Consider the following 16,925-nt stretch of genomic DNA (forward strand, 5'->3'; position numbering starts at 1 on the left):
CCATGCCTGATACACCCTCCGTCTATGAAATCCACGACGATCGTTTCCGGTATCTGATCGTCCCGACCTCGCCGCTCGACGAGCTTTATTCCGAATGCCGCTGGGCGGAAGGGCCGGTCTGGTTCGCCGATCTCGGCTGCCTGATCTGGAGCGACAATCCCAACGAGCGGATGCTGCGCTGGGTCGAAGGCGGCGGCGTCTCCACCTTCCGCAGCCCGTCCAATTTCTCCAACGGCAATACCCGCGACCGGCAAGGCCGGCTCGTCACCTGCGAGCACGGCACGCGGCGGGTGACGCGCACCGAAATCGACGGCTCGATCACCGTGCTTGCCGACAGTTTCGAAGGCAAGCGGCTGAATTCCCCCAATGACGTGGTGGTGCGTTCCGACGGCAGCGTCTGGTTCACCGACCCGACCTACGGCATCATGTCCAACTACGAAGGGTTTCGCGCCGATCCCGAGCAGAAGACCCGCAATGTCTACCGCCTAGATCCCGACACGGGCGAGATCGAGGCCGTCGTGACCGATTTCGGCCAGCCCAATGGCCTTGCCTTCTCGCCGGACGAGAAAATTCTCTATGTGGCGGACTCGTCTTCGAGCCATGATCCGAAGGCGCCGCGCCATATCCGTGCCTTCGATGTCGTGGATGGCCGCACGCTTTCCAACAGCCGCGAATTCTGCACCATCGACAAGGGCCTGCCGGACGGTTTCCGCGTCGATGTCTTCGGCAATGTCTGGTCGAGCGCCGGCGACGGCGTCCATTGCTTCGCGCCGGACGGCAAGCTGATCGGCAAGATCCTCATTCCCCAGACGGTCGCGAACGTCACCTTCGGCGGCCCGCGCCGCAACCGGCTGTTCATAACCGCCACCCGTTCAGTCTATGCCGTCTATACGGCAACGATCGGGGCCGCGCTCGGTTAGCTCTCGAAGCTGAAGCTCAGTCGTCCGTAGAGTTCCGGGTGCTGCTGCCGGGTTCTGATCAACTGGCTCTCGAAGACCTGCCGGGCGCTCTGCTGGATCAGATCTGTCAGAGCACCCAGCTCGTACTGCCGGGTGGCAAGCGTGATCCTGCGGGAGATGGCCGATTTATCCAGCGGCCGGATATTCACCTGGTGCCGCTCAGGCGTCTCGCGCAGAAGCAGCAGCGAGGGCACGAGGGCCCAACCGAACCCGTGCGCCACCATCATCAGAACCGAATCGAGAATGTCGAAGGTTGCGGCAGGCGTCACGTCGATCTTGAGGCGTGACAGATAGGCGGACGTCAGGCGGCCGAAGCCTGAATCCTTGTGGGCCCCGACCATGGGCACACCTGCCGCAAGCTCGGCCAACGAAAGATGGCTCAGAAGCGGCGGCGTGATCAGCACCACCGATTCCGTCAAAAGGTTCAGTTTCGTCGCCCCCTCGCGCCGCTCGTCGTCGTCAAGCACGATCAGGGCGGAGAGTTCACGCGCATAGAAGCGCTCCCACAGGCCCGCATTACTGCCGCTGACCACGGTCCAGGAGCGGGAATTTGCGGCCAGATGCTCGACGAGGCCGGTTGCGAACCATGTGCCGAGCGTTTCGATCAGGCCGATGCCCAGATGGGCATGCTTCACCCGGCCCTTTGTCCTTAGTTCCTGGTTTATACCCGTGGCGTCCTGCAGCAATTGCTGCCCGCGGCTGAAAAGCTGCGTCCCGAGCACCGTCGGCTTCAGCGGCCGGAAGGACCGATCGAACAGCATCACGCCCATCCGCTTTTCCATGCGCCGGATGAGGTGGGATACGGCGGATTCCGTCAGGCCCAGTCGGCGCGCCGCTTCCGTCATGCTGCCGGTCTCGCAGACGGCGATGAAGGCATCGAGATCCGCAAGGTCGAAGTCGCGTGTTGGTTGCATTGGAATAAGCGTCCTAAAAAATAGGCAGATGCAGTGGCACTATGCAGTTAGAATGAATTTATTTCAAGATAACCGGTTATTTCGGCCATCCGGATGTATCGCTCCAAGGCGCGATGATCCGCCGCATCCTCCGAAAGCCCTTTGTTTTCCAGCATTTGTGGACTCGCGGCAAGGGAAGTGTTGTATTTGCTCCAGTAGCAAAGCCTGAAATGGGCTTGTTGCAACTTCGGTCATTCTCCTCATGCTGGAGCGACTTTCGAGAAGGAGAATGCCTTGCCTACCGTTAAACCCGCACCCACCCACGACACGCTGCTCTATTCCACGCCGTGCTACGATCTCGATCAGCTTGATGCCGACATCGCGTTCCTCGGCATTCCTTATGGTGCGGCCTACGACCAGTTCGCGGTTTCCAGCGAACAGTCGAAATTCCCGGATGCCATGCGCAAGGCGACCGACCGTATCGTTCGCGGCCTCGATCATTATGACTTCGATATCGGCGGCACGTTGCTCGACAACAAGCCGATCAAGATGGTCGATTGCGGCAACGTCGCCGGCCACCCGGCCGACCCGACCGTGCACCAGAAGAACGCGGAACTCGCCGTCCGCAAGATCCTCAAGGCCGGCGCCATGCCGATCGTCATGGGCGGCGACCATTCCACGCCGATCCCGATCTTCAAGGCGCTTGAGGAACTCGGCAAGCCGATCACGCTGATCCAGGTCGATGCCCATCTCGACTGGCGCATGGAAATCAACGGCGTCGACGAAGGCCTGTCGAGCCCGATCCGCCGCGCGTCTGAAATGGACCATTTCGGCGACATCTTCCAGATCGGCCTGCGTGCTTCCGGCAGTGGCCGCACCGAGGAATACGAGGCGGCTGTCGCCTATGGCGCCAACCTCATCACGGCGGAAGAAGTCCACAATGTCGGCATGCAGGCGATCCTCGACCGCATTCCCGATGGCGGCAACTATTACCTCACCATCGATGCCGACGGCATGGACCCGTCGCTGATGCCGGCGGTTCTCGGCCCGGCCTTCGGCGGCCTGCTATATCCGCAGATGCTCACACTGATCCGGGGCTTGGTCAAAAAGGGCAGCGTCGTCGGCATGGATGTCGTCGAGATCGCCCCGGACCGCGACCATAACCGCCGTACCCTGATCGCCGCCGGTCGCTTCTACTTCAACATGATCGGCGCCGCCGTGCGGGCCGGCTACTTCGATAAAAAACGATAGACAAAACCACCACAGGAGAACACGATGGCATTCCCGAATTTCATCAAGGCAGCCGGTGTCGCGGCTGCTCTCTTCGCTCTTCCGGTCGCCGCACTCGCCGGCCCGGTCATGGACAAGGTCAAGGAGACCGGCAAGCTGACGGTCGCGACCGAGGCGTCCTACCCTCCCTTCGAGTTCACGAAGGACGGCAAGATCGTCGGTTACGGCAAGGATCTTCTCGACCTCCTGATGGCGGCCCTGTCGAAGGAAGTCGGCAAGGAAGTCACCCTCGAACAGCTTGACCTGCCGTTCCAGGGCATCCTGCCGGGCCTCAGCGCCGGCCAGTTCGACTTCGTCGCAACCTCGGTCGGCATCAATGCCGATCGCGCCAAGCGCTATGCCTATACCCGTCCGATCGCCGTCTCCGCCCAGACCGTCATGATCCGTGCCGGCGATGCCGAAACGCTGAAGACGCCGGAAGACCTGAACGGCAAGATCATCGGCACGCAGATGGCATCGGCCAGCGAGCCGGTCGCCCGCGGCTTTGACGAGAAGATGAAGGCGGAAGGCAAGCCGGGCCTGGCTGAGCTGAAGCTCTTCACCTCTTACCCGGAAACCTATGTCGCGCTCGCCAACGGCTCTGTCGATGCCGTCGTCCAGTCCGGCCCGGCTCTCGCCGTTCTCGTCAAGGAGCGCCAGGGCGTGTTCAAGCTCATGGGCCCACTGACCGACCAGAAGAGCTTCCTTGCCTGGGTTGCCCGTCCGGAAGACGGCGATTTCCGCGATTTCGTCTCGAAGTTCTTCACCGAGATCAACAAGAGCGGCGAGATGGGCAAGCTGCAGGAGAAGTGGTTCGGCTTCAAGATGGATACGCCGGACAGCGACTATCTCCCCGAAGGCGCCCTCTAAGAAAAAATGCAAGGCGAGGGCGGGCTCTTAGGTCCGCCCTTCGCGTGAACTTGCCGACTGCGGAGCAACACCATGGAATTCAGCTTTGAGTTCATGTTTTCAACCATACCGGCGTTGCTTTCGGCAGCAGGCGTAACGATCCGTGTGGCAGCGATCGCAATCTGCCTGTCGATCACTGTCGGCACGCTTCTGACCGTCATCCGGGCCTTGAAGATCAGGCCCGTCAACATGGCGATCGAACTTTATATCAGCTTCATCCGCGGCACTCCGCTGCTGGTCCAGATCTTCCTCGCCTTCTATGCACTGCCGGCGATCGGCATCAAGCTCGGCCCTGTCACTGCCGGTGTTCTGGCGATCACCGCCAACAACGCGGCCTTCATGACGGAAATCTTCCGCGGCGCACTTGCCAGCATCCCGCCCGGCCAGATCGAGGCTTCCGCCTCTCTCGGCCTCAAGTCGCGGGCGATCTGGTTGAAGGTCATCCTGCCGCAGCTCTACATGCGCTCGCTTCCCGCGATCATCAATGAATGCACTATCGTCGTGAAGGGAACTGCCCTGCTCGCCGTCATTACCGTCGTGGAAGTGTTCCGCACCGCCCAGCAGATCGGCTCCAGCAGCTTCCGCCCGTTCGAGACATTCGTGGCCGCCGGCCTGGTCTTCCTTGCCATGAGCCTGGTCATCAGCCAGTTCGGGCTCTGGCTGGAGCGCCGCTTCGCGCTGCGCCGCGGCGTCTGAGGAAGGGGCTGAGGGAAAAGATATGGATTACACCGTCGTCACCAACAACTGGCCGCTCTTTGCCAAGGGCATCTGGATGACCATCCAGGTGTCGCTCGCGGCCATCGTCCTCGGCTTCTGCATCGCCTTCTGCATCGCGCTGATCCGCACCAGCCGCTTCCGTGTTCTGCGCATCGCCGCAAGCGTCTATGTCGAAGTGCTGCGCAACATTCCCTTCGTCATCCTGCTCTTCATCTTCTTCTATGGCCTGCCCTTTGCCGGCATTCGCCTGCCGGGCCAGGTGGCCGGCACGATCGCGCTGTCGATGTTCGCGTCAGCCTATTACGGCGAGATCATTCGCGGCGCCATGGCCGCCGTGCCGCGCGGCCAGGTCGAGGCGGCCCGCGCCATGGGCTTCACCTTCTCGCAGACGCTGAGGGACGTCATCATCCCGCAGATGTGGAAATTCGCTCTGCCGCCCATGGCCGGCACGACGACCATGACCGTGAAGGAATCCTCCATCCTCAGCACCATCACGGTTGCCGAATTGACCTATCAGGGCCTTATCGTCCAAGGCATGACCTTTGCGCCATTCGAAGTCTTTTTCGCGGTCGCCGGCTTGTACTGGATCTACACCGCCTTCCTGTCGCACCTCTTCAAGCGGGCAGAAAAGCACCTCGGCTCTTCCGAATTGGCTGCCGTCTACCGCAGCCCGATCGCCCGCAAATATCTGACGCTCGATGCCGGGAGGCGCGCATGAAGGCCCCGATCCTGACGATCGACAATCTGGTCAAGTCCTACGGCCCGACCCGTGTCCTGAACGGCGTCAGCCTGGAAGTCCGATCCGGCGACGTGGTCGGCATTATCGGCCGCAGCGGTTGCGGCAAGAGCTCGTTGCTCCGCTGCATCAACGGGCTGGAAAAGATCGACGACGGCTCGGTCAACCTGCGCGGCGAGTTCATCGGCCGCGTGCCGCAGGAACAGGGGCGCTGGCGCTACCAGTCGGAGCGCGAGCTGACCCAGTTCCGCGCTCGTATCGGTTTCGTTTTCCAGCAGTTCAACCTCTGGGCCAACAAGACCGCGCTCGACAATGTCGCGCTGCCGCTGGTGCGCGTCCAGAAGAAGTCCTGGGCGGAGGCCCGTCAGAGCGCCGCCGACATGCTGACCAAGCTCGGCCTCGGGACAAAGACCGGCTCCTATCCGAGCGAACTTTCCGGCGGCCAGCAGCAGCGCGTGTCGATCGCCCGCGCGCTGGTGATGAAGCCGGAACTGATGCTGCTCGACGAGCCGACATCTGCGCTCGACCCGGAACTGGTGCGCGAGGTGCTCGCCGTCCTGCAGGATCTCGTGGCCGATGGCATGACGATGATCTGCGTCACCCACGAAATGGGCTTCATCCGCAATTTCGGCAATCACCTCATCTTCATGGACAAGGGCAAGATCGTCGAAGCCGGCCCACCCAAGGACGTGATGAGCGCGCCGAAGACCGAGCAGCTGCAGAGCCTGCTCGGCATGATGGCCCATTGATCGCGAGAGATTTCAGGAGAGCGAAATGAACATGCTGGGCGAAGACGGCCGTCTCAATCGTGGCTATGTCGGCATTCCCACCTTCCTGCGCAGCAATTACTGCGCGGATATCGAGGCGCTGGATGCGAAATACGCCGTCTTCGGCGTTCCTTACGATGAAGGCTCTCCGTTTCTCCCCGGCTCGCGCTTCGGGCCGCGGGCGATCCGCGAGCACTCACTGCGCTTCAGCCCCGACGGCATCTTCGATCCGGCAACCGAGACGTCCTATCTGACCGATGTCATCCGCCAGGGAAAACTGGTCGATATCGGCGATATCGACATTGTCCCGAGCAGCCCTGCGCGCACGTTCGCCGGCCTGACTGAAACCGTGAAGAAACTGCGTGGCAAGGGTGCCATCCCGGTCATGCTCGGCGGCGACCATGCCGTCAGTTTTCCGTCCGTCCGCGCATTCGAGGAGGATATCCACGTTATCCAGCTCGATTCTCATATCGACTACGGCAAGTATGACGATGAGTTCCGCTACGGCAACGGCCAGGGCTTTCGCCAGATCAACGAACAGCCCAACGTAAAGAGCCTGACCCAGATCGGCATTCGCAGCTATCGCACCAACCCGGCGGATTTCTACAAGGCCAAGGCGGATGGCAGCCGCATTGTCACGATGCCCGAATTGCGTGAGCGTGGCCCGATCTCCGCCGTATCCCATATTCCGGAGGGCGCACGGGTCTATCTCAGCATCGATATCGATGCCTATGATGCGCCGCTCGTTCCCGGCTGCGTCTCCGCCGAGCCTGACGGCCCGTCCTTCACCGAGATGCGCTCGATCCTCGAAGTCATCGCCGGCAATTTCAACGTCGTCGGCTGCGATCTGGTCGAGGTCAACCCGCCGCTCGACGTCAAGACCGGCGCCACGTCCTATCTAGCGGCGCTGACCGTCGCCATGCTGATCGGCTATATCGAGGCGAACTGAAGCCTGCTCGTTCGGCTTGCGCGACCTTTCTTTCTATTGGTCGCGCAATGTACGGATGATTGCGGAAAAGTCTTCCCCGCCGTGGCCGGCATTCTCGAACGCCGCATAAAGCTCGGCGGCATGCGCCCCGAGTGGTGTTGCCGCGCCTGACAGCCTGGCGGCCTCCTGCGATAGAATGAGATCCTTCAGCATCAGCGCCGCGGCGAAACCCGGTTTGTACTCTTTGTTGGCAGGCGAGGTCGGCACCGGGCCAGGCACCGGGCAATAGGTGGTCAGCGACCAGCACTGGCCGGAAGAGGTCGAGGCCACGTCGAACAGCGCCTGGTGGGACAGACCGAGTTTCTCCGCCAGCACGAAGGCCTCACAGACGCCGATCATCGAAATGCCAAGGATCATGTTGTTGCAGATCTTGGCCGACTGTCCCGCGCCGTCGCCACCGCAATGGACGATCTTCTGGCCCATGGCCTCAAGGATTGGCTGCCCCGCGTTAAAGGCGTTGTCCGATCCTCCCACCATGAAGGTCAGCGTTCCCGCTGCCGCACCAGATGTGCCGCCGGAGACCGGAGCATCGAGCGAGAGGCAGTTTACCTCAGCCGCCAGCTCGTGAGCCCGCCTGGCGCTTTCGACATCGATGGTCGAGCAGTCGATCAGCAGCGTATTCTCCGAAATGAGCGCGATGAGCGCGGACCAGACGGAGATGACATGCTGTCCCTTGGGCAGCATGGTGATGACGCATTCCGCATCCCGCAGCGCGTCGGCAAGCGTCGTCGCCGGCCTTACGCCGGCCCTGGCGGCCGCCTTCACGGAGGTCTCGGAAAGGTCGAAGCCGGAGACGGTGTGTCCGGCCTTCACCAGATTGGCAGCCATCGGCCCGCCCATGTTTCCAAGACCGATGAAAGCGATACTGGCCATGTCGTTTCTCCTCATCTGTTGTCGGCGAGGATCATTTCAGCTGCCTTCTCGGCAATCATGATCGTCGGCGAATTGGTGTTGCCGGAGGTAATGGTCGGCATGATCGAGGCGTCGGCGATGCGCAGCCGCCCGAGCGCTCTGAGTTTCAGCCGCGGATCGACCACGCTGTCGGCGTCAGTGCCCATGCGGGCGGTGCCGACGGGGTGGAAGATCGTCGTGCCGATTTCGCCGGCGGCCCGCTCCAGATCGGCATCGCTCTCGTAGCTCGGCCCCGGCTTGTATTCCTCGGGATGATAACGGGCAAAGGCTGGCTTTTTCACGATCTCCCGGGTCAGCCGGATTGACCGTACCGCCACATCCCGGTCTGCAGCCGTTGACAGGTAGTTCGGCCGGATTGCCGGGGCGGCGGCAAAATCCGGGCCTTTCAGATGCACCGAACCTCGGCTTTCCGGCCGCAGGTTGCAGACGCTCGCGGTCATCGCCGGGAAGGCATGGACCGGTTCGCCGAATCGGTCGAGCGAAACCGGCTGGACGTGATATTCGAGATCGGCGGTATCCTTGTCCGGCCCGGATCTCGTGAATATGCCGAGCTGGCTCGGCGCCATGGACATCGGACCGGAGCGCTTCAGCGCATATTCCAGCCCGATCGCCGCCTTGCCGAGAAGACGCGAGGCTTTCTCATTCAGCGTCGGAACGCCGGTCACCTTATAGACGAGGCGAAGCTGCAGGTGATCCTGCAGGTTTTCGCCCACGCCCTTGACCTCCTTGACCACTTCGATGCCCGCGCCCGAGAGCACCTCGCCGCGGCCGATGCCCGATAGCTCGAGCACATGCGGCGTGCCGATCGCGCCGGCCGACAGTACCGTCTCGCGCCTAGCATGGACGGTTTTCGTTACCCCGTCATGCTGGAACTCGACGCCTTTCACGTCGCCATTCTCGACGATCAGCCGTCTGACATGGGCCTTGGTGAGCACATTAAGGTTCGCCCGCTTCATCGCCGGGCGCAGGAAAGCCTTTGAGGTGTTCCAGCGGATGCCGGAGCGCTGGTTGACGTCGAAGTAGCTGGAACCCTCGTTGTCACCACGGTTGAAATCCTCGATCGGCGAAATGCCTGCCTCTTCCGCGGCCTTCTGGAAGGCGTCGAGCACGGCCCAGCGCACGCGCGCCTTTTCCACCCGCCATTCACCGCCCGCGCCGTGCATCGCGTCGCCACCCTTGTAGAAATCCTGGCTCTTCCGGAAGAAGGGCAGCACGTCGTCCCAGGCCCAGCCGGCGCAGCCCATCTGCCGCCAGAGATCGTAGTCACGGGCCTGGCCGCGCATATAGATCATGCCGTTGATCGACGAGCACCCGCCGAGCAGCTTTCCGCGCGGATAGGAAAGCGAACGGCCGTTCAGCCCCTCTTCCTTCTCTGTCGTGAAGCACCAGTCCGTGCGCGGATTGTTGATGCAATAGAGATAGCCAACCGGAATATGCACCCAGTGATAATTGTCGTTGCCGCCGGCTTCCAGCAGCAGAACCCGGTTACGCCCATCGGCAGAGAGCCGGTTGGCAAGCACGCAGCCGGCGCTGCCGGCACCGATGATGATGTAGTCGTAGGTGTCCATGATGATCGCCGATCAGCGCCTGTGCTCGAAGCCGAGCCTGCGTCCGAGCCTGGACGCATAGAACTCGCCGATGATGCCGCGCCGGAAGACGAGTACGCAGACCATGAAGACGACACCGGTGATGATCGTGACCGGGAATTGCGACGTCGCCAGATAGTTCTGCAGCGTGACGACGAGGCCCGCGCCGAAGATCGGCCCGATCAGCGTCCCGATGCCGCCGAGGAGCGTCATCAGGATGACTTCGCCGGACATCTGCCAGCCGACATCCGTGAGGGTCGCGAACTGGAAGACCAGCGCCTTCGTGCCGCCGGCAAGGCCTGCGAGCGCCGCCGACATGACGAAGGCACCGAGCTTGTAGCGGGCTACGGAATAGCCGAGCGAGATGGCGCGCTGCTCGTTCTCGCGGATCGATTTCAGGATCATGCCGAATGGCGAGTTGATGAAGCGCCAGATGACGATCATGCCGATCAGGAACACGCCGAGCACGAAATAATACATGCTGGTCGTATCGTTGAGATCGACGAGGCCGAAGAGATGTCCGCGCGGCACGGATTGGATGCCGTCCTCGCCATGGGTGAATTCCGCCTGAAGGCAGAAGAAGAAGAACATTTGCGCCAGCGCCAGCGTGATCATCGCGAAATAGATGCCCTGCCGGCGGATGGCGAAGAAGCCCATGATAAGACCGAGCGCCGCAGCGCCTAAGACGCCGACGAGAATGCCGATCTCCGGCGTCACTGCCCATTCCTTGACGGCATGGGCAGTGAAGTAGGCCGCTCCGCCGAAGAAGGTTGCGTGGCCGAACGAGAGCAGACCGGTATAGCCGAGCAGCAGGTTGAAAGCGCAGGCGAAGAGCGCGAAGCAGAGCAGCTTCATCAGGAAGATCGGGTAGAAAAACAAAGGGGCGACGATAAGCAGGACGAGGCCGATGCCGAGGAAGGCCGCGTATGTTCTCGACGCTGTAGCGGAACGTCCGGTTCGCGCGGTGGAGGTGGTGTGCATCACGTCACTCATTCAGGCATCCTTCCTTACGCATCCCGGCCGAAAAGGCCGGCCGGCCGGATGAGAAGCACGATTGCCATGATCACGAAGATCACGATGCTGGATGCTTCCGGATAGAAGACCTTGGTCAGCCCCTCCGCAATGCCCAGAATGTAGCCGGTGATGATCGCGCCCATGATCGAGCCCATGCCGCCGACCACGACGACGGCGAAGACGACGATGATGATGTTGGAGCCCATCAGCGGCGACACCTGATAGACGGGTGCCGCCAGCACGCCGGCAAAGGCGGCAAGCCCGGCGCCGAGCGCGTAGGTAAGCGTCAAAAGCATTGGCACATTGACGCCGAAGGCCTGCACCAGCGTCGGGTTTTCGGTTGCTGCCCGCAGATAGGCGCCGAGCTTGGTCTTTTCGATCAGCAGCCATGTGCCGATACAGACGAACAGCGACGCGACGACCACCCAGCCGCGGTAATTCGGCAGGAACATGAAACCCAGATTGGTGGCGCCCGTCAGTTGCGGCGGCGGCGCATAGGGCTGGCCGGACGAGCCGTAGAGATACCGGAACGTGCCCTCGATCGTCAGCGCCAGGCCAAAGGTGAAGAGCAGGCCGTAGAGATGGTCGAGCTTGTAGAGCCGCGACAGGAGCAGCCGCTCGATCACCGCGCCGAAGAGGCCGACGACGATGGGCGCCAGCAGCAGCGCGAACCAGTAATTGATGCCGAAATACTGCAGCATCAGCATCGCGACGAAGGCGCCGAGCATATATTGCGCGCCATGGGCAAAGTTGATGACGCGCAGCAGGCCGAAGATGACCGCGAGACCGAGGCTCAAGAGCGCGTAGAAGGAGCCGTTGATCAGGCCGATCAGAAGCTGCCCCATGAAGGCCTGCAGCGGAATGCCGAAGATCATCGTCATGGCTTCACACTCCTCTGCTCGCGGCCCTCATCCCTGTGCTTGTCACAGGGATCCAGCCGGCCCGAGTCTTCGGGCCGAAAGGACTCCTTTGCTCCGCAGACGCGACGCTGCTGGATTCCTGTGACATACCGTGGGCGAAGCCCTAGGGGCACAGGAATGAGGGAGGAGATTTTGACGCTCGTCATCATACGCCTCATCCTCACACTCCCAATACCTTGTGCAGCGTTTCCATGCGCTGCGGCAGTTCGTCGACCGGGAAATCGGCAACCATCTTGCCGTGATCCATCAGGTAGAAGCGATCGGCCACGCGGCTGGCGAAGCGGAAATTCTGCTCCACCATCAGCACGGTCATGCCGCGCTCCTTGAGTGTCTTCAAAACCTCGCCGATGCGCTGGACGATGACGGGCGCCAGGCCCTCGGTCGGCTCGTCGAGAATGAGCAGCTTCACGCCGGTGCGCAGGATGCGGGCGATCGCCAGCATCTGCTGTTCGCCGCCGGAAAGTTTCGTGCCCGGGCTGGAGCGGCGTTCGTAGAGATTCGGAAAAAGCTCGTAGATCTCCCCGATCGCCATGCCACCCTTTGAAACCACGGGCGGCAGCATCAGGTTTTCCTCGACCGTCAGCGTCGAGAAGATGCCGCGCTCTTCCGGCACGAAGCCGAGGCCCGCATGAGCCGTCCTGTGCAGCGGTACCGATAGCATGTCCTTATCCGCAAAGCGGATCTCACCCTTGCGTTCGCGGATGATGCCCATGATCGTGCGCAGCGTGGTGGTCTTGCCGACGCCGTTGCGGCCGAGAATGGTGATCGTTTCGCCTTCCCTGACCGTCATGTTGACGCCGTGAAGGACATGGCTCTCGCCATACCAGGCATTGAGATTGAAGACCTGCAGAAGCGGCTGAGCCATCACGCGTCCTCCGTGCCCATATAGGCGAGGCGAACACGCTCGTCTTTTGCCACGGTCTCGTAGTCGCCTTCCGCCAGGATCTCGCCGCGCTGGAGCACCGTCACCTGGTGGCAGATGTCGGATACGACCGAAAGATTGTGCTCGACCATCAACACGGCGCGGGTCTTGGCGACCTCGCGGATGATGTTGGAGACAGCGCCGATATCCTCCTGCCCCATGCCTGCCATCGGCTCGTCGAGCAGGAGGACCTTCGGGTCGAGTGCCAGCGTCGTTGCGATCTCCAGCACCCGCTTGCGCCCATAGGAGAGGTCGGCGGCCACGGCGTCGCGCTCGCGTTTGAGGCCTACCGTCTCGATCAGTGCGTCGGCTTGCTGGTTCAGCCGATCAAGCGAGGATGCGGGCAGCCAGAACTGCGTCGAAAGCCCATTCGGCCGCTGCAGCGCGACACGCACGTTGTCGAGAACCGAAAGATGCGGAAAGACCGCCGAGATCTGGAAAGATCGCACCAGTCCCATGCGGGCAACCTTGTCCGGCGGGGTCTTGGTGATATCAGAGCCGAGCAGGGTGATCGAACCCGCCGTCGGCTGCAGGAATTTGGTCAGCAGGTTGAAGACCGTCGTCTTGCCTGCGCCGTTCGGGCCGATCAGGGCATGGACGCGGGCATGGTGGATATCGAGATCGACATTTCTCACCGCCGAAAAGGCACCGAAACTCTTGGAGAGACCGCGGGCGGATAAGACCACCCGCGGCTCCTCGTGCAGTGCTGATGAGGCGACTGCCATTATTTCACCAGCTCGCATCCGGCCTTGGCCGGGTCGAGATAGGCGTCCTTGCCGGGGATCGTGGCAAGTACGTTGTAATAGTCCCACGGCTCTTTGCTTTCGTCCGGCTTCTTGACCTGCAGGAGATACATGTCGTGGATCATGCGGCCGTTTGCCGCCACCGTGCCACCTCGCCCGAAGAAATCGTCGACGGGGATTTCGCGCATTGCCTTCGCCACCGCGTCGGCATCATCCGAACCGGCCTTCTCGACCGCCTTGAGATAATGAGTGACCGCGGAATAGGTACCCGCATGAACCATGTTCGGCATCTTGTTGGTGCGGGCGAAGAACTTCTTGCCGAACTCGCGGCTCTGGTCGTCGAGGTTCCAGTAATAGCCTTCGGTCAGCGTCAGGCCCTGGGCCGCCTCCAGGCCAAGACCATGCACTTCGGCGAGCGTGAACAGCAGCGCGGCAAGGCTCTGGCCGCCCTGCACGATGCCGAATTCGGCTGCCTGCTTGATCGCGTTCGCGGTGTCGAGGCCTGCATTGGCAAGGCCGATCACCTTGGCGCCGGAAGACTGGGCTTGCAACAGGAAGGACGAGAAGTCCTGCGTCGATAGCGGATGGCGGACCGAGCCCAGCACCTGCCCTCCATTCGCCTTCACATAGTCGCCGGTCTGCTGTTCCAGCGAATAGCCGAAGGCATAGTCCGCAGTCAGGAAGTACCAGCTGTCGCCGCCCTGCTTGACCATGGCGCCGCCAGTGCCGACGGCCAGCGCATGGGTGTCGTAGGCCCAGTGGAAGCCATAGGGCGTGCAGGCTTTGCCGGTCAGGTCGACGGTCGCAGCGCCGGTATTGATGGTTATCTTCTTCTTGTCCTTGGAAAGAGCCTGCACGGCGAGACCGACCGACGAGGTGGTCAGGTCCATGATCGCATCGACCTGCTGCGTGTCATACCATTGGCGGGCGATGTTGGAGGCGACGTCCGGTTTGTTCTGGTGGTCGGCATCGACGATTTCGACCGGCACTCCGAGCACCTTGCCACCGTAGTCCTCGACCGCCATCTTGGCGGCCTCGACCGACGACTTCCCGCCAAAATCGGCATAGACGCCCGACTGGTCGTTCAGGACGCCGATTTTCACCTTGCCGTCGGATGCGCTTTGAGCAAATGCAGTGCCACTCGCCAGCACCAGGGCCAGCGACGTCAGAAACGTCTTTCGCATAAGTTCTCCTCCCAGAGATTGCAGGCTGCGAATCTGTTCAAAATCGGCGGGTCGCCCTCCTCAAAGCAGCCCTTCCATGCGGCATGGTTCAGTAAAACGGCCGTTGACGCAAGCAGTGTCGCATTATTAATTGCGGACAGCATCTGTTCATTTCTGAACAGATCGGTGGAGGATCTGACGGGTGAGCGAATGACCGGCAATTCCAGTTTCGGCCATCCCGGCTTTACCTGGGATGATCTCCAGTATTTCCTGGCAGTGGCACGAACAGGCCAGCTTTCGGTGGCCGCCCGGCATCTGCGCACCAGTCATGCAACGGTCTCCCGCCGCATCGATCGCCTGGAATTCACCCTCAAGGTCAAGTTGTTCGAGCGCAACCCGCGCGGTTACGTGCTGACCGGCGTCGGCCAGCGGTTCATCGATGCGGCGGAACGCATGGAGGCGGAAGCCGACCGGCTGCAGATGGATATCGCATCCGGCAGCGCTGCCCATCAGGGTGTCGTGCGGCTGAGCGCCCCGGAAGGCATCGCAAACTATTTTCTCGCCCATCAGATCGGGGATTTCACCGCCCAGCACCCCAATCTCGCACTCGAACTGGTAACGATCCAGCAGATCATGTCGCTCTCCCGCAAGGAGGCGGACATCGCGATTTCACTGGACCCGCCGAAGGGGGGACCCTACGAGATCGAGAAGATCACCGATTATCGCCTCAGCATCTACGGCGCAAAATCCTATCTCGCCGAGCGGCCGGAGATCAGAAGGCGGGAGGACCTGCTTCTGCATCCCTTCATCGGCTATATCCAGGACATGATCTTCGCGCCGGGGCTGGACTATCTCGGCGACGTGCATCCCGGCATCAAGCCACGCTTCCAGAGTTCCAGCATCTCGGCACAGATGACGGCGACGCTGCAGCGCCAGGGCTTATGCATCCTTCCGCATTTCATCGCCTGCCGTCAGCCGGAGCTGCAGATCGTGCTGCCTGATGACGTGCAGCTTACTCGGCACTATTACCTGGTCCGGCACCGGGACATGAGCCGGGTGCCGCGGGTTCGCGCCGTGGCGGACTACCTGACCACCGTCGTCCAGGAAAACAGGAGCGCCTTCCTCGGCGGCTGATCTAGAAGAAGCTGGCCTGGAATGGCCTGACGGCCGCTCCCATGGCGGCAGCATCGCTGGAAATTTCCGAGATGATCATCTTCGGGTGGGCACGCACGATGCCATATCGCGGCCTGTCGTAGATGCGCGTTTGCTCGATGAGCATCTCGGCGAGATCCTGCGGAACCTGGCCACCGAAGACGATTGCCTGCGGGTCGGTCACCGCCCTTATGGCGTTGACCAGGCGGTTATAGGCAGGAGTAACCTCCTCCACCCATTCGGCGACACCCGGCCAGTCAGGATTGAAATGCTGGCGCATGTAATGGATCGACGGAACGTTGATGCCGTTCTCGTTGAGCCTCGCGATCAGATATTGCAGCGCCGGCCGGCGCTTGGATTCCTCGGTATCGAAAATTCCCGAAAACTCGCCGGCGTTGCCATTGCCGCTCTGCAAAAGCTCACCGTCGATGATAACGCCGCCGCCGAAGCCGTAATTGAAGCTCAGATAGGCAAAGTTGCGGATGAAGCGCCCGACGCCGAACATGGATTCGGCGACTGCTCCCGCTTTCCCGCCATTGATCACCCAGGCGGGCCGGCTGAAAAGTTCGGCCACGATCGGGCCGAGCCTGATCAGTGACCATTCATGCAGAGGCAGCGGCCCGTTATAGCGGGTGTCTCCCATATGGAAGCCGGCGAAGGCGAATCCGACGCCGAAGAAATCCTCATCGGCAAGCTTGTTCTGCCTTTGCAGGTCCAGCAACTGCTGCTTCACCATCTGCAGCGACTGGGCCATGCTCTGTTCGCGCAATGCCACCGTGCTTTCGCCCAGGATCTTTCCGCCGAGGTCCATGAGGCAGATGCCGATAATGTCGGTATTGACGGAAATCCCGCAGGCATAGGCATGGCTGCCGTTCAGCCGCAGCATCGGGCTCGGCTGGCCGCGGCCAAGCCCAGGCTTGGCATTCCCAAGCGAAATGATGCCGCGTTCCGCCAGCGTGTCGAGGATGCGATGCACCGATTGTTGGGTGAGCTCCGTGTGACCGGTGATCTCCGAACGGGAAATGCCGGGATTGCGCCAGATCAGCTGCAGCAGCTTTCGTTCGTTTGAGGAGACGACGCCGGTCTCGCCGGGCCTCAGGAAGCGTTCCGGGATCAAAGCCTCGGGAACATAGAAATCGGACACGGCCTCAGAACCTTACTTTCAGAGTGTATCTGGCATCGACTGAATGCCCCGCTCACATGCTGATTATCCGCGAAACGCATGTGCATCAAGGGGTTTGCAGCGTCATTGAATTGTTACACATAAAGTGTAAT

At 61.6% G+C, this 16,925-nt stretch carries 17 protein-coding genes; 8 read left to right on the forward strand and 9 right to left on the reverse strand.

Going from position 1 to position 16,925, the window contains the following annotated elements:
* Positions 1-2: 2 nt before the first annotated feature.
* Complete coding sequence (locus tag BM216_RS04700; protein ID WP_092995762.1) at positions 3-920, forward strand: SMP-30/gluconolactonase/LRE family protein; 918 nt, start codon at positions 3-5, stop codon at positions 918-920.
* On the opposite strand, the gene BM216_RS04705 is transcribed toward BM216_RS04700, so the two are convergent.
* A complete protein-coding gene (locus tag BM216_RS04705; protein WP_092995764.1) occupies positions 917-1,873 on the reverse strand; it encodes a LysR family transcriptional regulator in 957 nt (318 codons plus the stop codon). The two genes, BM216_RS04700 and BM216_RS04705, sit on opposite strands and share 4 nt — an antisense overlap.
* Before the next feature lie 273 nt (positions 1,874-2,146).
* On the opposite strand from BM216_RS04705, the gene BM216_RS04710 reads away from it, so the two are divergent.
* The 6 genes from BM216_RS04710 to BM216_RS04735 all read left to right on the forward strand — a co-directional run bounded on the left by BM216_RS04710 (position 2,147) and on the right by BM216_RS04735 (position 7,199).
* Positions 2,147-3,103, forward strand: a complete 957-nt coding sequence (locus BM216_RS04710) for an agmatinase (protein WP_244530079.1) — start codon at positions 2,147-2,149, stop codon at positions 3,101-3,103.
* Positions 3,104-3,127: 24 nt separating this feature from the next.
* Positions 3,128-3,991 (forward strand): transporter substrate-binding domain-containing protein, encoded by an 864-nt coding sequence (locus BM216_RS04715; RefSeq protein ID WP_244530080.1) that lies wholly within the window; start codon positions 3,128-3,130, stop codon positions 3,989-3,991.
* Between the two features lie 72 nt (positions 3,992-4,063).
* Entirely contained in the window at positions 4,064-4,726 is a 663-nt protein-coding gene (locus BM216_RS04720; RefSeq protein WP_092995767.1) for an amino acid ABC transporter permease, read from the forward strand.
* A 22-nt stretch (positions 4,727-4,748) separates the two neighbouring features.
* Positions 4,749-5,465: an amino acid ABC transporter permease gene (locus BM216_RS04725; RefSeq protein ID WP_092995770.1), complete on the forward strand. Its 717-nt coding sequence runs from the start codon at positions 4,749-4,751 to the stop codon at positions 5,463-5,465.
* Positions 5,462-6,232 carry an amino acid ABC transporter ATP-binding protein gene (locus BM216_RS04730; protein WP_092995773.1) on the forward strand — a complete coding sequence of 257 codons (771 nt, stop codon included), beginning with the start codon at positions 5,462-5,464 and terminating at the stop codon, positions 6,230-6,232. The genes BM216_RS04725 and BM216_RS04730 overlap by 4 nt, the downstream gene beginning before the upstream one ends.
* Positions 6,233-6,257: 25 nt before the next feature.
* On the forward strand, positions 6,258-7,199 hold the full coding sequence (locus BM216_RS04735) for an arginase family protein (RefSeq protein WP_092995776.1): 942 nt from the start codon (positions 6,258-6,260) through the stop codon (positions 7,197-7,199).
* Between the two features lie 33 nt (positions 7,200-7,232).
* On the opposite strand, the gene mmsB is transcribed toward BM216_RS04735, so the two are convergent.
* The 7 genes from mmsB to BM216_RS04775 form a co-directional block, all read right to left on the reverse strand.
* Positions 7,233-8,111 (reverse strand): 3-hydroxyisobutyrate dehydrogenase, encoded by an 879-nt coding sequence (gene mmsB, locus BM216_RS04740; RefSeq protein WP_092995779.1) that lies wholly within the window; start codon positions 8,109-8,111, stop codon positions 7,233-7,235.
* An 11-nt stretch (positions 8,112-8,122) separates the two neighbouring features.
* A complete protein-coding gene (locus BM216_RS04745; RefSeq protein ID WP_092995782.1) occupies positions 8,123-9,718 on the reverse strand; it encodes a GMC family oxidoreductase in 1,596 nt (531 codons plus the stop codon).
* A 12-nt stretch (positions 9,719-9,730) separates the two neighbouring features.
* Positions 9,731-10,729, reverse strand: a complete 999-nt coding sequence (locus BM216_RS04750) for a branched-chain amino acid ABC transporter permease (protein ID WP_092995785.1) — start codon at positions 10,727-10,729, stop codon at positions 9,731-9,733.
* Positions 10,730-10,743: 14 nt separating this feature from the next.
* Complete coding sequence (locus tag BM216_RS04755) at positions 10,744-11,631, reverse strand: branched-chain amino acid ABC transporter permease (RefSeq protein WP_092995788.1); 888 nt, start codon at positions 11,629-11,631, stop codon at positions 10,744-10,746.
* A 199-nt stretch (positions 11,632-11,830) separates the two neighbouring features.
* A complete protein-coding gene (locus BM216_RS04765) occupies positions 11,831-12,535 on the reverse strand; it encodes an ABC transporter ATP-binding protein (RefSeq protein WP_092995791.1) in 705 nt (234 codons plus the stop codon).
* On the reverse strand, positions 12,535-13,317 hold the full coding sequence (locus tag BM216_RS04770) for an ABC transporter ATP-binding protein (protein ID WP_092995794.1): 783 nt from the start codon (positions 13,315-13,317) through the stop codon (positions 12,535-12,537). Before BM216_RS04770 ends, BM216_RS04765 begins: the two co-directional genes overlap by 1 nt.
* The gene (locus tag BM216_RS04775; protein WP_092995797.1) at positions 13,317-14,519 is read right to left on the reverse strand and encodes an ABC transporter substrate-binding protein; all 1,203 of its coding nucleotides are present in this window, start codon (positions 14,517-14,519) and stop codon (positions 13,317-13,319) included. Before BM216_RS04775 ends, BM216_RS04770 begins: the two co-directional genes overlap by 1 nt.
* Before the next feature lie 189 nt (positions 14,520-14,708).
* On the opposite strand from BM216_RS04775, the gene BM216_RS04780 reads away from it, so the two are divergent.
* Positions 14,709-15,632 (forward strand): LysR family transcriptional regulator, encoded by a 924-nt coding sequence (locus BM216_RS04780; protein WP_092995800.1) that lies wholly within the window; start codon positions 14,709-14,711, stop codon positions 15,630-15,632.
* Position 15,633: 1 nt separating this feature from the next.
* Here BM216_RS04780 and BM216_RS04785 read toward each other — a convergent pair whose 3' ends face one another.
* Entirely contained in the window at positions 15,634-16,794 is a 1,161-nt protein-coding gene (locus BM216_RS04785) for an ROK family transcriptional regulator (RefSeq protein ID WP_092995803.1), read from the reverse strand.
* Positions 16,795-16,925 lie beyond the last annotated feature (131 nt).

This window comes from Rhizobium sp. NFR07, assembly GCF_900111905.1.
In the GTDB taxonomy this organism is placed as follows: Bacteria; Pseudomonadota; Alphaproteobacteria; order Rhizobiales; family Rhizobiaceae; genus Neorhizobium.